Here is a 16,456-nt window from a genome sequence, read left to right on the forward strand (position 1 = left end):
ATCTTTTGGTAAAATTTTACGTAAACTTCGCATTGATCACTCAGAACGCCTCTTAGATATGGCTAAGACATTAGGTATATCTGTAGCGTTTTTATCTTCTGTAGAAATTGGCAAGAAATCAGTACCGGTTGGTATGGAAGAGAAGATCATAGAGCTGTACGGTTTAGATCAAGAGAAGGCTTCATTGTTAAGAAAAGAAGCCTATGCATGTCGCAAGAGTTTTACAATCAAATCTTCAGACCCATTTCGTTGTGAAATTATTGGCATGTTTGTTAGAAACTTAGAGAATTTTTCACAAGAAGACTTAGCAAAACTAAAAAAATTATTCGAGGAAATCGACGAAAAAAGAGGACTCCTATAGAGGAATAGCAGAAAGTCCTATTCCCGTACTTTTATCTACACACCCCGTACCTTAAAAAAGATATTTAAAATTAATAAGTTATGTTTAATAAAAAAAGAAGTGGCTCCCCGGGCCGGATTCGAACCAGCGACCAACCGGTTAACAGCCGGTTGCTCTACCGCTGAGCTACCGGGGAACGATGCTCAATAATTTAGCTGAAGAGGCTATAGCAAAGCAATACTGATTTGCAAAGGATAAAATTACTTTTTTTAAAAAAATATGATAAATTGTGTAAGTAAGAGAAAAAAAGGCGAGAGAAAATTTCTACACCTTGACGGATGCTTTACCTTCCCTTATTGAAGCCTTTGTATTTGTTGATGAGGCCTTGTGGCGGAATGGTTACGCAGAGGACTGCAAATCCTTGTATCCCGGTTCGATTCCGGGCGAGGCCTCCAGCCGATTTTAAACGAAACGGCTTTTAGGGGAGCTATAGGAAAAGAGATTATTTCTCTCTACAGTTGTAAAGACACTTTTGTGTGAGACATTGTACTGTTAGAATCGATTTGTTGACTGTCGCATCTTTTTTGTAATACCCATAGTTATCGTAAGAGATCTTAGTTCCTCATTATTGCTATTTTGTTTGTTTTTTGTAGGTTAGGAGAAAATGGTCGTTATGGTTGCAGATTTTGCTGAGCTTCGTCGCAAAATGGTTGACAATCAAATTCGTACAGTTGATGTAACGGATTTATCAGTTCTTGAAGCATTTTTAACGATATCTCGTGAAGATTTTGTATCGGAAGATATGAAAGCATTAAGCTATCTTGATACCGATATTGTTTTATGTCCAGTGCAAGATGAGGTTCCTGCACGCTATTTGATGAAGCCTGCATCTCTTGCAAAATTATTGCAGCTTGCTGCTGTAAAATCATCAGATGTTGTTTTGGATATTGGTGCAAATAGTGGTTATTGTGCAGCCTTGCTTTCGAAACTTGCAGGGTCTGTGATTGCGTTGGAAAGTGATAAGTCTCTTTTTGAACGTGCTCTTGGAGCTTTAGAACGTAATCAATGTGATAATGTGGTTGTCATTCATGGTCCATTAGAGCAGGGATATGCTGCTGAGGGGCCTTATGATGTGATTTTTATTGAGGGATCTGTCGATTTTATTCCACAAGGTATCTTTGATCAGATGAAAGATGGTGGACGTCTTGTTGTGGTTGAAGGAAATGGAAATGCTGCTGTCGCACGAATCTATATAAAAGAAGATGGAATTATTTCAGCACGTCATGCTTTTAATCTCGCTGTAAAGCCTCTTTCTTGTTTTTTAAAAACATCTGATTTTGTATTTTAGTGCTTGTTCGTTTTGTGAATAGAAGATAATTTTGTTATTTATTTGGGGTTTGTTATTGTGTGTATTGTGTTTAAAATAAGTAAGAAGTTTCAGGTGTGTTTTTTGCTGGTGTTGAGTCTTTTATTATCAGAGGCTGTTTGTGCTGAAACGTTGATGGAGGCCTTTTCTAAAGCTTATAAAAGCAATCCTAAGTTGAATAGTGAACGGGCTGCTGTTCGTATAGCCAGTGATGATGTTGTCGTTGCTCGATCAGGGTTATTACCACAAGTTGAAGGGGTTGGGAGTTATGGGCGAAATAAATCTTTTACAGGTTCTTATGTCACTTCTGGATCTATAGGTGTAAGATTAAACCAAAGATTATTTGACGGTTTTATCACGCAAAATATTTTTTCTTCAGCTCAAGTTAAGCTGCAGGCGCAGCGTGAATATCTTCGTAATGCTGAACAAAATACGTTTCTGGACACTGTGACGGCTTATGCTAATGTCTATCAGGCACGTCGTGTTGCTGATCTTCGGAGAGAAAATTTGGCAGCTCTTGAAGAGCAAGTTCGTTCCAATAAAGCAAAATTTGATGTGGGCGAGGGAGGACGTGTTGATCTTGCTCAAGCTCAAGCTGCACGTTCCGTGGCGGTTTCAGAACTAAGTCTTGCTCGTGCTGATGTAAAAGCAGCAGAGGCAGTATATCGACAAATTATTGGTTCTGACCCTGAAAAGCTAAAACGTCCACCCATTGCCACAGACCTTCCTGTCAATCTTGATACGGCTTACCAAATGAGTGTTGTGATGCATCCAGCAATCCTTTACGCTCAATATTTAGTCAATGCGAGTGGTTACAATGTAAAGGCGAAAGAAGGAGCATTGCTCCCTAAAGTTGATTTTTCTGCAACAGCATCTTATAATCGGATTTACAGTGGTGATGGGGAGGATGGTGTTTCTAAATCAATAGGATTGTCAGTGAGTGTTCCAATCTTTGAAGGGGGGCGTACGTCTGCGCAGATTCGCCAATCGAAGGAACAGCTTGGGCAGGCGCAGCTTCAACTCGATTTAGCACAGAGTAATACGAGACAAGCACTTACTTCTGCTTGGTTTCAGTTGGAAGGTGCACGCGCGTCTGTTGTTGCTTACCGTGAAAGTGTGCGTGCTGCAGAAATTGCTCTTAAAGGTCGTGTTCAAGAAAATCGTGTAGGGCAGGCAACAACATTAGATGTTCTGAATTCCCGTACTCAATTGATTAATGCTCAAATTGCGCTTGCAATGGCAGAGCGTAATGCTGTTGTGGCAAGCTATAGTGTTCAATCTTCTATTGGTAAATTGACTGCAAATTATCTAGGCTTAAAAGCAATTCAATATATTCGATAATGCATAAAAGTAGCTCTTTGATCTCAAATCATTTTAGTTTTTAAAAAATTAGTTAATCAGTCGTTGGATATGTTGAAAAACAAAGTGATGATGTGTTTTTTTAAGTATGGAAAGTTGTGTGTAGCGCCCTCTTTATGACAAGCATATTTGAAAATATCACAAGAGGCATGTTGATCTTATGATTCTTTTGCATACACTGAAAATATGATTCTATTTGTTGTTGCGTCTTTGAGAGGTTGTAAAGTATGGTACAGAGTTCAAGCGTGTTACGTGAGCCAAGTATGGATGAAATTTTGACATCTATTCGTGAAATAATCGAAGAAAATGCGGTTCAATCTGATCACTTTTTAAATGAAGATGTTGCAGTAAATGATTCGAAAGGTCGTTTGGAAGCTGCATCCGAAGGTATTTATGATACAACCCTATCGGTTGATGATGCTATGAAGGCTTTGGCAGATCGTATTGGTCTTTCTACTGAAAATCAAGGGGGAAGGGGTGTGCAAGAGAAAGAGGATACAGCGGTAGAAAATAATACAGTTGGTGTTGATGTGCAAAAGATGAAGTCTTCTTCTGAAGAACGAAGTTCTGGTTATAAAGCAAAAGAATATGAAGGTGAGATTCGGAAATCACAATTAGAAGCTGGAGGAGCTGGTCGTGTGGAGTTGTCAGCGTATTGCATTTCTTCTGCAGAAAAGATTGCAAAGGATGTGTTGCGTCCAGCTATAGCAGAATGGTTGCAATCTAAATTGCCTGTTTTGTTGGAAGATATTTTACGTGAAGAGATTGTAAAGGCGATTAAAAAATCGTCTTAATTATTTTTATGTTTTTCATTTTATGAGAAGTTTGTTTGAGGTTTTGCAGGCTCTTGAGTGAGGGGTGAGGTTTGCAGGATTTTGATCGGGGTTTGATCATATATTGTGTTTTTCAGCGGCGTTATGGATGGATAGAATGTTAGAAAAGAACTATGATGCTGCTTCCATAGAGCAACGGGTTGCAAAGAGATGGGAGACTCGTGGGGCTTTTAAAGCGGGAGCGGGTTCTAAAAGTGGTGCAGAGCCTTTTTGTGTTATGCTTCCACCTCCTAATGTTACAGGCTCACTTCATATGGGGCATGCGCTCAATACGACAATTCAAGATATAATGGTTAGATTTCAGCGGATGCGTGGCAGAAATGTGTTGTGGCAACCTGGTATGGATCATGCGGGGATTGCGACACAAATGGTTGTAGAGCGTCAACTTGCAGAACGCAAAGAGCCAACACGTCAAGAAATGGGGAGAGAAAAGTTTATCGAGCGTATTTGGGAATGGCGCCATGAAACGGGAGGCATTATTGCAAACCAGTTGCGCCGCCTTGGTGTTTCATGTGATTGGTCGCGTGAGCGGTTTACAATGGATGAAGGGTTGTCGCAGGCTGTTCGGGAAGTCTTTGTCACGCTTTATAAGCAAGGATTGATATATAGAGATAAGCGCCTCGTCAATTGGGATCCTAAATTGTTAACGGCGATTTCGGATCTTGAAGTTGAACAAAAAGAAGTTCAAGGACATTTGTGGCATTTTAGATATCCACTTGAGGGTAAGGTTTTTGATCCAAATGATGCGACAACTTTTATAACAGTGGCGACAACGCGACCAGAAACAATGCTTGGTGATACAGGAATTGCCGTTAATCCTGAAGATGAGCGTTATAGAAATCTTATAGGTAAAAATGCTCTTTTGCCGCTTGTTGGTCGTAAATTATTGATTGTTGGTGATACGCATGCTGATCCTGAGGCTGGAAGTGGTGCTGTGAAGATTACACCTGCTCATGACTTTAATGACTTTGAAGTAGGACAGCGTCATAATTTACGCTTAATCAATATTTTTACTCCAAAAGCCGAGATTTTTCTTTGTGAGAATGAAGCATTTTTTGATGGTTTGGTTTTATCAGATGAATTAAAAATGTTAGTAGAAAATCTCGATAAAGCAGATCGTTTTGTTGCGCGTCAGAAGATTATTTCTTTGATGGAAGAAGGAGGATATCTAGCTTCTGTTGATGATCATTCCCATATGGTTCCTCATGGAGATCGCAGTGGTGTGCCGATAGAACCTTTTTTGACAGATCAATGGTATGTTCATGCTGCTGAATTAGCGAAGCCAGCAATAGAAGCTGTTCAGCAAGGAAAAACGCGCTTTGTTCCCGATAACTGGAAAAAGACCTATTTCAATTGGATGCAAAATATTCAGCCTTGGTGCATTTCTCGCCAATTATGGTGGGGGCATCAGATTCCTGCTTGGTATGGTCCTGATGGAACAGTTTTTGTTGAAAAAAGTGAAAAAGAGGCTTTAGATTCGGCTTTTGCTCATTATGGTGAAGTTGTTGAATTAATTCGTGATCCAGATGTTTTAGATACTTGGTTTTCATCAGCTCTTTGGCCTTTCTCAACATTAGGGTGGCCAGATAAAACGATAGAATTATCTACTTTTTATCCAACATCTTTATCGGTGACAGGATTTGATATTATTTTTTTCTGGGTTGCTCGTATGATGATGATGGGACTTCACTTTATGGGTGAAGTTCCTTTTCCAACGGTTTATGTGCATGCTCTTGTCAGAGATCAAAAAGGTGCAAAGATGTCAAAATCAAAGGGAAATATTATTGATCCCTTAGAGCTTATTGATCAGTATAGTGCTGATGCCCTTCGTTTCACTTTGGCTATTATGGCAGCGCAAGGCCGTGATGTAAAACTTGATGCTTCCCGCATTGCTGGTTATCGTAATTTTGCTACGAAATTGTGGAATGCTACCCGATTTGCACAGATGAATGGTGTGAAGCATGATCCAACTTTTAAGCCAGGACAAGCGAAGTTGGCGCTTAATCGTTGGATTTTAACAGAGCTCTCTAAAACAATTTCAGCAGTGACAACGGGTATTGAACACTATAAGTTTAATGAGTCTGCAGCAGCACTTTACCGTTTCATTTGGAATACATTCTGTGATTGGTATTTGGAACTTCTCAAACCACTTTTTCAGGGTGAAAATGAAGATGCTAAAAGTGAGGCTCAAGCTTGTACGGCGTGGGTTTTAGATGAGGTCTATAAACTTCTTCATCCCTTTATGCCTCATATGACAGAAGAGTTGTGGTCTCTTACAGAAACGCAAGGGGGCAAGCGTGAGGATATGCTCGCGTTGACAAAATGGCCAGAGGAAACAGTGATAGATGAGGAGGCTGCTGCTGATATTAATTGGCTTATTGATGTGGTCACAGGGATCCGGTCTGTACGTTTTGAAATGAATATTCCAGCGGCTACACGAGCGCCTCTTGTTGTTGTCGAAGGAGGGGAAGTAACGCGAGAGCGTGTGCAGCGTTATGATGCACTTCTTAAAAAGTTAGCGCGTATTGAAGTCATTGATTTCTCTGATAAAGTTCCGGAAATATCAGCACAAATGATTTTGGGAGAGGCTGTTTTTTGTTTGCCATTAGGACAGTTGATTGATTTGGAGGCTGAACGTGTTCGTTTGAGGAAAGAGGTCCATAAAATTGAACAAGATATTGAAAAGATGTCGCTTAAGTTAAATAATCCAAAATTTATAGCCAATGCAAAAGCAGAAATTGTTGAAAGTGAACAAAATAGGGTTGCAGAACTGTATGCTGCGCAGAAGAAAATATCTATTGCTTTAGAGCGGTTGGGCTGATTCTCACGTTTTGTTTTGTGGTGGATGATTTCAGACCATTATAGTTGGTATCGATTTTTTTTAAGAAAACTTTTTCTTTTGTTTGTTTTTTGTGAATGCGATCATGAAATCTTTGTGGGAAGCCAGCGTTTTTATGTTTATCAAAGAAATTCCTTTTAAGATACTCAGACTCATTTCATGCCGGTATCCGTGAATGGTGTAACGGTAAAGCCATTGAGCCTTCCCATCTTTACGCTTGTGAAGTAACAAGTCAGCATTATTACACACTTTTCCAGCGCCCGATGGTGGTGGACAGCTTTGGCACTTAAAACGATTCAATAGGCGTTTTAGTTCTTTCTTACACAGTTTCATTCCACGCAAGCTTTGGAGTATGCAAGTGAATGATGTTTATTGATTTAATATGGAACAGGTTTAGAATGAGAGAATTTTACGGTATTCTGAGACCTCATTCAATAAAAAACAGAAAACTCTCATTATAAATCAATATAGTATCTATGAAGCAAAGAATATGAGCTGATCAGCAGTTAGAATCTGCTGAAAAAAACCGGATTATTTACAGATTGATGGGAGTGAGAAACTTTATGTTTTAGCTGGAGAGATAGTCGTAAAGCGATAAGTTAATGATCATCATTATATTTATCAATTTTGCATGTTATTTTTTGTTGTTAAATGTTTACCATTCATTCTATATTTCTTCCGTTCTCGAAATTTTCTTCAATGCGCAGGCTATTTTATTGAACAGTTTTGATCGTTTTTATTTATTTGTCTTTTCTTTTAAAAATTTTACTTTAGAATTTCTTTTGTTTCTTACTAAGAAGAAGAATTTAAAGATCTACAAAGAACTTTGTAACAGATAGAGTAATTAACATTGAGATAGGGGGGGGAATGGTCAAGAGATTTCAGATATGGAAAAAAGCTGCGATTGTTACGATTTTAGGGGGATTTTTTTCGACTGTTTATGCAATAGATGTTAATAGCTTGCAGGAAGTGCATGATGGTTCGTTTTATTTTTTTAAACGTGGCATGTCTGCTTATAAAAATGGGCAGATAAGTCAGGCACTTTTAGCGCTACGTTGTGCCGCTAAGAGGGGCCATATTGGTGCGAATTGGAAACTTGGCTCTATCTACGCAAACGGTGATGGGGTCCCTAAAGATGATTACAAGGCTTATCATTTTTTTGCATATATCGTTGAAAAAGGTGCTGATCTTGGCTCAGAGGATGAGAGTTATGTTTCTGATGCATTGGTTAAGCTTGCTCAGTATATAAAAAAAGGTATTCCTCGATCGCCTGTGAAGCCTAATCTTTCTTATGCCGCTCGTCTTTATATGCAGGCTGCGGTGAATTATGGAAATTCTAAAGCTCAGTATCATTTAGGAAAAATATTTTTACAGGGAGAGGGGAGGAGGAAAAATCGTATACAAGCAGCACGATGGTTTCAACTTTCAGCAAAAAAAGGAAATCTTTCTGCCCAAGCGATGCTTGGAAATATGTTGCTTCAAGAAGGAGAAATCGTTCGCGGTACGGCAATGTTAACGGCTGCCTATGAAAAAGCGAGCCTAAAAGACAAAAATTGGATTCGACCTTTGCAAGAGCAGGCTTTTATTCTTTGTCATGAATTTGAGAGACGTACAGCAATTTCATTGGTTGCTGATATTTTAAAAAATAAGAATTTTTAACGATCTGATTGTAATACTTTTTATATTCTCTCATTCATTATTAATCTCTACTGTCTTGTGTTCAAGTTTACAGGAGAGATAGTTTTTGCGACGATATCATGGCTAATGACTTAGAATTTTAGACAAAAATTCTTGTGCTCTTGGTGTTCTTTCTTGCGGATGAGAAAAGAACTCTTTAGATGAACAGTCTTCAAGAATCGTTCCTTGATCTATAAAAATAACACGCTCTGAGACTTTTTGTGCAAATCCCATTTCATGGGTTACACAAATCATCGTCATACCTTCTTCTGCTAAACTGATCATGACATCAAGTACTTCACCTACCATTTCAGGATCTAGAGCAGAGGTTGGTTCATCAAAAAGCATAACAAGTGGATCCATGGTTAAGGCACGTGCAATAGCAACACGCTGTTGTTGGCCTCCAGAAAGCTGACCAGGATATTTATCTTTATGTTCAATGAGTCCAACGCGCTCAAGATACAACAAGCCACGTTCAAGTGCTTCTTTTTTGCTTCGTTTTAGGACTTTGATTTGTGCAATTGTCAAATTTTCTGTGACAGATAAATGAGGGAAAAGCTCAAAGTGTTGAAATACCATTCCCACCTGACTCCGCAATTTAGGCAGATTTGTTCGTTTTGAATGAACAGGTGTTCCATTAATCCAAATTTCACCTTTTTGAAAGGGAACAAGAGCATTAATTGTTTTAATGAGTGTTGATTTTCCTGAGCCTGATGGTCCACAAATGACAACAACTTCTCCTTTATTAATATTGGTTGTACAGCTTTTAAGGACTTGAACTTCGCCATACCAATTAGAAACATTTTTTATTTCGATCATATGAGTGGACATTTTTTCCCCGTTAGCGAATAATGGATACTTTTTTTTGTAAGTATAAAACGATTTGTGACAGTGTAAAACAGATAACAAAATAGAAAATAGCCGCTAAGATATAAGCTTCTTGTTTTACACCAAAATTATTAGCAGCAATATCAAAGCCATTCAAAAGACTATGACCGCTGATAGCATAAACAAGGGTTGTATCCTGAAAAAGGATAATGACTTGTGTTAAGAAGACTGGAAGCATATCTCTAAAGGCTTGAGGCAGAATGACAATGTACATACTTTGCCAATACGTCATCCCAAGAGCTTGTCCCGCATATTTTTGTCCCTGCGGAACTGAATTAATACCCGCACGCATAATCTCAGCAAAATAAGCCGTTTCAAATGCGGTAAAGGTAATGAGTGCCGATTTATTGGCCCCGATAGATGTCCCCGTTAAAAAAGGCAGAAGCACAAAAAACCATAAGATAACCATCACAAGGGGTATTGAACGCATCGCTGTTATGTAAACGATTGCAAACCAAGAAAGAAGTTTTACAGAAGAAAGGCGCATCATTGCTAAAAGCGTGCCGAAAATAAATCCCAATACTGTTGCAAAAAGCGTTAGAAAAACGCTAAAGAGTAAACCTGATAAAATGTAAGAACGAAATACATCAAAGGTAAAAAAGGAAAAATCAAAGTCGGAAAAATTGAAAGGAAAATAAAGTCCAAACTGAGAGCTTATGAAATTTATCATATTCAATTTCCCTTTGTTTGAAAATTAGGAATTTTGAGCATTTGTTCAATGACTGTCATCACAATGAATACGAATAAGGCTATAAGAATATAAAGAATCGTAACAAGCAAATAATTTTCGTAAACATGGCTTATCTCTTCAATTGCTTGGTATTGAAATTGCATGAGCTCATTTATTGAAACGGCGAATGCTATAGACGAGTTCTTCACAATGCCCATTGCTTCTGAAGTAAGCGGCGGCATAATTGCACGGATAGCGCGCGGTAATATGATATAGCGATAACTTTGATAAGTTGTAAACCCCATTGCCATAGCGGCATAGCGTTGTCCTGAAGGAATCGCTTCAATGCCTGAACGAACCTGTTCTGCAATGCGTGCTGATGTAAAGAAACCCAACGCGCATGTTATTAAGAGAATGGGGGAAAATTTCATTGCTGGTGGATAAATTTTAGGAACAACGAAATACCATAAAAATACCTGTACAAGGAGGGGAATATTACGCATAATTTCTACCCAAATAGCACCGATAGTGCGACATACACAATTGATGATGGATGTTTTAGGTAAAGTGCGCATTGTTCCTATAATAACACCACAAAATATAGCTAATATAAGTGAAGTGATGGACAAAATAACCGTATTTTTTAGGCCATCAAGAAGCGTGTCTAAATAGGTATGACTTACGCCAGGAGTTCCCAAGCATCCCGTTACTAGTGTTTGAGTAAGGTCATCTCTACAAAGGAAAGAAAAGTCCATTAATTGATATTCCCTCAAATTAGTCATTCACAAATAGGACAATAAATTAAGTCTACCTACATAGGTGGAATTTATTTAAAAGTGAACCAAAATATAAACCACACCCAATTTTAAAAGAGTGTGGTTCTTCTTTTCAAATTCTATAAATCTTTTTCTGTGTAGCTTTCCCTAGGCTTGTTGTTTGGGTGATCCCAAGCATATCTTGTTTGTTGTGATAAGGGAAGGTTCATAACAGTATTAGCAGGGGGTATCGGTTTCATAAACCACTTATTATAAAGCTTTTCAAGTGATTCGTCTTTAATCTGGCGTAGGATACTATCGTTAATGGCTTGTTCAAAGTTTTTGTCGTGCAATCTAAGCATGCAGGCGATGGGTTCGACTGAAAGTACGGTATCAAGAATGACATAATCAGATGGATTTTTTGATTTTGCAATATGTCCAGCAAGAATTGAGGCATCCATAACAAATGCATCAGCACGACCAGATTCGAGTAATAAGAAACTATCTCCGTGATCTTTTCCTTTGACGACCTTAAAGTGAATGTTTTTTGCACGTTTGTTTTTACGAATAAGTTGAACAGATGTCGTACCGGTGGTCGTTGCAACTGTTTTTCCATTTAAATCGTCGAGAGATTTAATGTTAGAGTTTTTCTTCACGGCAATCCGCACCTCTTCAACGTAGGTTGTATAAGCAAATGCTGTTTCTTTACTGCGGGCAATATCGTTTGTTGTTGAGCCGCATTCAAAATCATAGGTCTTGTTTTTTAAGAGAGGAATTCTATTTTGAGAAGTAATAGGGAGATAATGAATTTTAATCGGTTTACCAATCTTTTTTGAGATATCATCAATGATACGTTCTGCCATTTCTGTATGAAAACCTACATATTTATTATTACCAAGGGCGTAGGCTAAACCAGATGATTCACGGACACCTAAAGTGATTTCCCCTGTTTGTTTTATTTTTTCAAGCGTATCATTTTCAGCATGCGCAACACTTGTGAGCCCAATGGCTGCTGCTGCAATAAACATTAACAATGATTTCTTCATTTACGTCCTCCATTCATTTATTTTTATTTTATTTACTTAAGATATACTGTTTGTACCGTGTAGCATAGTTATTCTCTTAAGTGGAATTTTTTTTATTGTCTTATGCGATGAGGGTTATGCTTCCTTAATTGATATTAAGATGAATCCAAACAGGAACATGGTCGGATGGTTTTGGATATCCCCTTACTTCTGTTTGACTATGAGCACAAATAAGGTGATCAACTGCTTCTGGTGATAAGAGTAAATGATCAATACGAATCCCATTGTTTTTAGTCCATGCCCCAGCTTGAAAATCCCAAAAACTGAAGGAGGGCGTATCGGTGACATTCCGGATAGCATCGTAAAGACCTAAATGAAGTATACGCTGGAATGCTTTTCTTGTTTTTCGAAGAAATAAGGCATCTTGATTCCATTCTTGAGGTTTTTTTGCATCTAATGGAGTAGGGATGACATTGTAATCACCGGCTAGAACCAAAGGCTCTTCATAGGCAAGCAATGATTTTGCATGTGCATATAATCTTTCCATCCATTCCATTTTATAGGAATATTTTTCACTCTCTACAGGATTTCCATTTGGCAAATAGAGAGATGCAATACGCACAACACCTTTATTTGTTGAATAAATGGCTTCAATGTAACGCGTTTGTTCATCATTATCGTTGCCTGGTAATCGACGGATCACTTCATCGGGTGTTTTTTTAGAAAGAATTGCAACGCCATTAAAACTTTTTTGCCCGTGTGTTTCTATATGGTAACCTAGACTTTCAATTGCATCACGTGGAAAATTTTCATCAATACTTTTAATTTCCTGTAGACAGACTATGTCTGGCTGACTTTGCTGTAGCCATCGACATAATGTTTCATGTCGTGCTTTTATTCCGGCAATATTCCACGTTGCTATTTTCATAGTACTCATCATTCAATATCAAATATGCAATTTAATTTGCTGCATTAATGTTTTACCGCAGTCACATTGTTATTTTTTTATTTATAGGGCGATATTACTATGGTAAAGTGATTTATCAAGAGTCCCGATAAAAGCAAATTTAAAGTTTTAAATTTAATTTATTTTGTTTTTTGAAAACTTTCTGCTGTTTAGTTCTTGACGAATGTCTGTGTTCTCGCTATTAGACACGAACATAACCGATGTGGAAGTGATCATTTGTTTTGGATGTGGTCCAAAAGGTCGTTCAAGCGGGTGTTAAAAAGATTAAAAGCAAATACTAGTGCAAAAGGCTATTGCCTTCTCTGCGTGTGGTCGGGTAAACTGTTTTTGCAGGTGTACCCGATTTTGTGTTTAGAATCGAACATCTATGCCAATCTTATTGGGGTGGATGGAGATATAAAAAGAAAAAAGCCCGATTGGGTGAGACGAATATAGATTGAAAAGAGGAAGGTTGCATGCCTACCGTAAACCAGTTGATTCGCAAGCCGCGTGTAGCGCCAGTTAGACGTAATAAGGTTCCTGCTCTGCAGTCGAATCCGCAAAAGCGTGGTGTTTGTACGCGTGTTTATACAACAACGCCGAAGAAGCCTAATTCTGCTCTTCGTAAAGTTGCTAAAATTCGCTTGACGAATGGATTTGAAGTGATTGGTTATATTCCTGGAGAGGGACATAACCTTCAAGAGCACTCTGTTGTGATGATCCGTGGCGGTCGTGTGAAAGACTTGCCAGGGGTTCGTTATCACATTATTCGTGGTTTGCTTGATACGCAAGGTGTTAAGAATCGTAAACAGCGCCGTTCAAAATATGGCGCGAAGCGTCCAAAATAATATTGAGAGACAAAGCCAATGTCCCGTCGTCATAGAGCAGAAAAGCGTGAAATTAATCCAGATCCTAAGTTTGGTGATTTGGTTATTACAAAATTTATGAATGCCATTATGTTTGATGGTAAAAAGTCGGTTGCAGAGCGTATTGTTTATGGTGCGCTTGATTCTGTAGAGAAAAAAGTAAAAACAGATCCAGTGGATTTATTTCATCGGGCTCTAGAGAACGTTGCTCCTCACATTGAGGTTCGTTCACGTCGTGTTGGTGGTGCCACTTATCAGGTTCCGATTGATGTTCGTCCTGATCGTCGTCAGGCTCTTGCTATTCGCTGGTTAATTTCGGCGGCGCGTGGGCGGAATGAGACGACGATGGTTGAACGTTTATCTGGTGAATTGATGGATGCGGCTAATAATCGCGGTTCTGCCGTGAAAAAGCGTGAGGATGTTCATCGTATGGCTGAGGCTAACCGTGCATTCTCGCATTATCGCTGGTAGAAGTTTTAAACTAAGGCAAATATAATGGCTCGCGAATATAAAATTGAAGATTATCGTAATTTCGGTATCATGGCACATATTGATGCCGGTAAGACTACGATGACTGAACGTATTCTGTTCTATACGGGTAAGAATCATAAAATCGGAGAAACGCATGATGGTGCTTCTACGATGGATTGGATGGAGCAGGAGCAAGAGCGCGGTATTACAATTACATCTGCTGCAACGACGACCTTTTGGGAAGGGCGTGATGGTCGGAAGCGTCGCTTCAATATTATTGATACACCAGGGCACGTTGATTTTACCATTGAGGTTGAGCGCTCTTTGCGTGTTCTTGATGGGGCGATAGCGTTGTTGGATGCTAATGCTGGTGTTGAGCCTCAGACAGAAACTGTTTGGCGGCAAGCTGAGAAATATCGTGTCCCTCGCATGGTTTTTGTTAATAAGATGGATAAAATAGGCGCTGATTTCTATCGCAGCGTGGAAATGGTTGGTTCTCGGTTAGGGGCTAAGGCGCTTGTTGTACAGTTGCCAATTGGTGCTGAAAATGAGTTTGAAGGTGTTGTTGATCTTGTTGAGATGAAGGCTTTAAAGTGGGATGGTTCTATTGGTTCTCCAGCAGTGATCGGTGAAATTCCTTCTGATTTAAAGGAAAAAGCTGAAGAATATCGCGAAAAACTCATTGAAATGGCTGTAGAGGTCGATGAGGCTGCCATGGAGGCTTATTTGGAAGGTGTTATGCCAACCAATGAGCAACTTGTTTCTCTCATTCGTAAGGGGACGGTAGAGGTTCAATTTCATCCTGTTCTTTGTGGTACGGCTTTTAAAAATAAAGGTGTGCAGCCGCTTTTGGATGCTGTTGTTTCTTATCTTCCTTCTCCGGTTGATATTCCGGCGATTAAGGGTATTGATGTGAAGACTGAGACTGAGACGGTACGCGAATCTTCTGATGATGCTCCGCTGTCTATGCTTGCTTTTAAAATTATGAATGATCCTTTTGTTGGTTCATTGACTTTCTGCCGTATTTACTCTGGTAAAGTTCATAAAGGTATTTCTCTTGAGAATACTGTAAAGAAGAAGAAGGAGCGTTTAGGGCGTATGCTTCAAATGCATTCAAATTCCCGTGAGGATATTGAAGAAGCATTTGCTGGTGATATTGTTGCTCTTGCTGGACTTAAGGAAACAACGACAGGGGATACGCTTTGTGATCCTTTGAAGCCTGTTATTTTGGAGCGTATGGAATTTCCAGAACCTGTTATTGAGATTGCGATTGAGCCAAAAACAAAAGCAGATCAGGAAAAAATGGGTATTGCTCTTAATCGTTTGGCGGCGGAAGATCCTTCGTTTCGTGTTAAGTCCGATGAAGAATCAGGTCAGACGATTATAGCTGGGATGGGTGAACTTCATCTTGATATTATTGTTGATCGTATGCGGCGTGAGTTTAAGGTTGAAGCAAATGTTGGACAGCCTCAGGTTGCGTATCGTGAGTCAATTACTAAAGTGGCGGAAATTGATTACACGCATAAGAAGCAGTCGGGTGGTGCTGGTCAGTTTGCTCGTGTAAAAATTATTTTTGAGCCTCATGAAGGTGATGACTTTATTTTTGAGTCAAAGATTGTTGGTGGTGCTGTTCCTAAAGAATATATTCCAGGTGTCCAAAAGGGGATTGAAAGTGTTATGGGATCAGGGCCTCTTGCAGGATTTCCTATGCTTGGTGTAAAAGCAACACTCATTGATGGTGGCTATCACGATGTTGATTCTTCGGTGTTGGCTTTTGAAATTGCTGCTCGTGCAGCTTTTCGCGATGGAGCAAAGAAGGCTGGTGCACAGCTTCTTGAGCCGATCATGAAGGTCGAAGTTGTTACGCCAGATGATTATGTTGGTGATGTTATTGGTGATCTCAATTCTCGTCGAGGACAGATTTCAGGAACTGAAGCGCGCGGTATTGCAACGGTTGTCAATGCGATGGTTCCATTGGCAAATATGTTTGGCTATGTGAATACCCTTCGCTCTATGAGTCAGGGGCGTGCGCAGTATACAATGCAGTTTGATCATTACGAGCCTGTTCCTTCGGCTGTTGCTTTGGAGATTCAAAAGAAATACGCGTAGTTTCGGGTTGGTAAATTAATTTTTAACTTAGTCCTTGGCTTGGACAGAAAATGGAGAGCTCAAATGGCGAAGAGCAAATTTGAACGTACAAAACCGCATGTTAATATAGGTACGATTGGTCACGTTGATCATGGGAAGACATCATTGACAGCAGCGATTACGAAATTTTTTGGTGAGTTTAAAGCATATGACCAAATTGATGCAGCACCAGAAGAGCGCGCCCGTGGTATTACCATTTCTACAGCCCATGTTGAGTATGAAACGGAAAATCGTCACTATGCCCACGTTGACTGCCCTGGACACGCCGATTAT

The 16,456-nt window shown here is 39.3% G+C and carries 16 protein-coding genes and 2 tRNA genes; 11 read left to right on the forward strand and 7 right to left on the reverse strand.

The features are described from left to right. The coding region (locus CER18_RS08565) for a helix-turn-helix domain-containing protein (protein ID WP_100129585.1) at positions 1-361 on the forward strand (361 nt) is incomplete at its 5' end. Between the two features lie 100 nt (positions 362-461). Here the strand turns inward: CER18_RS08565 and CER18_RS08570 are convergent. Further along, positions 462-536: transfer RNA gene (locus CER18_RS08570), tRNA-Asn, on the reverse strand. A gap of 185 nt (positions 537-721) precedes the next feature. Between CER18_RS08570 and CER18_RS08575 the strand changes: the two genes are divergently transcribed. The 5 genes from CER18_RS08575 to CER18_RS08595 all read left to right on the forward strand — a co-directional run bounded on the left by CER18_RS08575 (position 722) and on the right by CER18_RS08595 (position 6,719). Next, positions 722-795 (forward strand) — tRNA-Cys (locus CER18_RS08575). Positions 796-1,013: 218 nt separating this feature from the next. After that, positions 1,014-1,688: a protein-L-isoaspartate O-methyltransferase family protein gene (locus CER18_RS08580; RefSeq protein ID WP_100129597.1), complete on the forward strand. Its 675-nt coding sequence runs from the start codon at positions 1,014-1,016 to the stop codon at positions 1,686-1,688. 108 nt (positions 1,689-1,796) lie between these two features. Further along, the gene (locus tag CER18_RS08585; protein ID WP_245410081.1) at positions 1,797-3,047 is read left to right on the forward strand and encodes a TolC family outer membrane protein; all 1,251 of its coding nucleotides are present in this window, start codon (positions 1,797-1,799) and stop codon (positions 3,045-3,047) included. 245 nt (positions 3,048-3,292) lie between these two features. Then, entirely contained in the window at positions 3,293-3,859 is a 567-nt protein-coding gene (locus CER18_RS08590; protein ID WP_100129587.1) for a DUF2497 domain-containing protein, read from the forward strand. 136 nt (positions 3,860-3,995) lie between these two features. Next, the gene (locus tag CER18_RS08595) at positions 3,996-6,719 is read left to right on the forward strand and encodes a valine--tRNA ligase (RefSeq protein ID WP_100129588.1); all 2,724 of its coding nucleotides are present in this window, start codon (positions 3,996-3,998) and stop codon (positions 6,717-6,719) included. A gap of 60 nt (positions 6,720-6,779) precedes the next feature. Here the strand turns inward: CER18_RS08595 and CER18_RS10305 are convergent, their stop codons facing one another. After that, positions 6,780-7,037 carry a hypothetical protein gene (locus CER18_RS10305; RefSeq protein WP_210199639.1) on the reverse strand — a complete coding sequence of 86 codons (258 nt, stop codon included), beginning with the start codon at positions 7,035-7,037 and terminating at the stop codon, positions 6,780-6,782. A 567-nt stretch (positions 7,038-7,604) separates the two neighbouring features. On the opposite strand from CER18_RS10305, the gene CER18_RS08600 reads away from it, so the two are divergent. Then, the gene (locus tag CER18_RS08600) at positions 7,605-8,396 is read left to right on the forward strand and encodes a tetratricopeptide repeat protein (protein WP_100129589.1); all 792 of its coding nucleotides are present in this window, start codon (positions 7,605-7,607) and stop codon (positions 8,394-8,396) included. A gap of 102 nt (positions 8,397-8,498) precedes the next feature. On the opposite strand, the gene CER18_RS08605 is transcribed toward CER18_RS08600, so the two are convergent. The 5 genes from CER18_RS08605 to xth form a co-directional block, all read right to left on the reverse strand. Next, entirely contained in the window at positions 8,499-9,245 is a 747-nt protein-coding gene (locus CER18_RS08605; protein WP_100129590.1) for an amino acid ABC transporter ATP-binding protein, read from the reverse strand. 10 nt (positions 9,246-9,255) lie between these two features. Further along, entirely contained in the window at positions 9,256-9,972 is a 717-nt protein-coding gene (locus CER18_RS08610) for an amino acid ABC transporter permease (protein ID WP_100129591.1), read from the reverse strand. 2 nt (positions 9,973-9,974) lie between these two features. Then, positions 9,975-10,727 (reverse strand): amino acid ABC transporter permease, encoded by a 753-nt coding sequence (locus CER18_RS08615; RefSeq protein WP_100129592.1) that lies wholly within the window; start codon positions 10,725-10,727, stop codon positions 9,975-9,977. A gap of 140 nt (positions 10,728-10,867) precedes the next feature. Then, the gene (locus tag CER18_RS08620; RefSeq protein WP_100129593.1) at positions 10,868-11,773 is read right to left on the reverse strand and encodes a transporter substrate-binding domain-containing protein; all 906 of its coding nucleotides are present in this window, start codon (positions 11,771-11,773) and stop codon (positions 10,868-10,870) included. 124 nt (positions 11,774-11,897) lie between these two features. Next, complete coding sequence (xth, locus tag CER18_RS08625) at positions 11,898-12,680, reverse strand: exodeoxyribonuclease III (protein ID WP_100129598.1); 783 nt, start codon at positions 12,678-12,680, stop codon at positions 11,898-11,900. 494 nt (positions 12,681-13,174) lie between these two features. On the opposite strand from xth, the gene rpsL reads away from it, so the two are divergent. From rpsL to CER18_RS08645, 4 genes are all read left to right on the forward strand, one after another. After that, on the forward strand, positions 13,175-13,546 hold the full coding sequence (gene rpsL / locus CER18_RS08630; protein WP_100129594.1) for a 30S ribosomal protein S12: 372 nt from the start codon (positions 13,175-13,177) through the stop codon (positions 13,544-13,546). Between the two features lie 18 nt (positions 13,547-13,564). Then, positions 13,565-14,035 carry a 30S ribosomal protein S7 gene (gene rpsG / locus CER18_RS08635; RefSeq protein ID WP_100129595.1) on the forward strand — a complete coding sequence of 157 codons (471 nt, stop codon included), beginning with the start codon at positions 13,565-13,567 and terminating at the stop codon, positions 14,033-14,035. Between the two features lie 24 nt (positions 14,036-14,059). Continuing rightward, a complete protein-coding gene (gene fusA, locus CER18_RS08640; protein WP_100129596.1) occupies positions 14,060-16,144 on the forward strand; it encodes an elongation factor G in 2,085 nt (694 codons plus the stop codon). Between the two features lie 63 nt (positions 16,145-16,207). Continuing rightward, a partial coding sequence (locus CER18_RS08645; RefSeq protein ID WP_245410059.1) for a GTP-binding protein occupies positions 16,208-16,456 on the forward strand: 249 nt, incomplete at its 3' end.

The sequence above is a fragment of the Bartonella tribocorum genome (assembly GCF_002777915.1).
Taxonomy (GTDB): domain Bacteria; phylum Pseudomonadota; class Alphaproteobacteria; order Rhizobiales; family Rhizobiaceae; genus Bartonella; species Bartonella tribocorum_A.

What these genes read in the sequence shown, in the direction of transcription:
- fusA (WP_100129596.1), top strand. Translation starts at nt 14,060, where the DNA reads ATGGCTCGCGAATATAAAATTGAAGATTATCGTAATTTCGGTATCATG.
- CER18_RS08615 (WP_100129592.1), bottom strand. Translation starts at nt 10,727, where the DNA reads ATGGACTTTTCTTTCCTTTGTAGAGATGACCTTACTCAAACACTAGTA.
- CER18_RS08590 (WP_100129587.1), top strand. Translation starts at nt 3,293, where the DNA reads ATGGTACAGAGTTCAAGCGTGTTACGTGAGCCAAGTATGGATGAAATT.
- CER18_RS08600 (WP_100129589.1), top strand. Translation starts at nt 7,605, where the DNA reads ATGGTCAAGAGATTTCAGATATGGAAAAAAGCTGCGATTGTTACGATT.
- CER18_RS08610 (WP_100129591.1), bottom strand. Translation starts at nt 9,972, where the DNA reads ATGATAAATTTCATAAGCTCTCAGTTTGGACTTTATTTTCCTTTCAAT.
- xth (WP_100129598.1), bottom strand. Translation starts at nt 12,680, where the DNA reads ATGAAAATAGCAACGTGGAATATTGCCGGAATAAAAGCACGACATGAA.
- CER18_RS08595 (WP_100129588.1), top strand. Translation starts at nt 3,996, where the DNA reads ATGTTAGAAAAGAACTATGATGCTGCTTCCATAGAGCAACGGGTTGCA.
- CER18_RS08620 (WP_100129593.1), bottom strand. Translation starts at nt 11,773, where the DNA reads ATGAAGAAATCATTGTTAATGTTTATTGCAGCAGCAGCCATTGGGCTC.
- rpsG (WP_100129595.1), top strand. Translation starts at nt 13,565, where the DNA reads ATGTCCCGTCGTCATAGAGCAGAAAAGCGTGAAATTAATCCAGATCCT.
- CER18_RS08605 (WP_100129590.1), bottom strand. Translation starts at nt 9,245, where the DNA reads ATGTCCACTCATATGATCGAAATAAAAAATGTTTCTAATTGGTATGGC.
- rpsL (WP_100129594.1), top strand. Translation starts at nt 13,175, where the DNA reads ATGCCTACCGTAAACCAGTTGATTCGCAAGCCGCGTGTAGCGCCAGTT.
- CER18_RS08580 (WP_100129597.1), top strand. Translation starts at nt 1,014, where the DNA reads ATGGTTGCAGATTTTGCTGAGCTTCGTCGCAAAATGGTTGACAATCAA.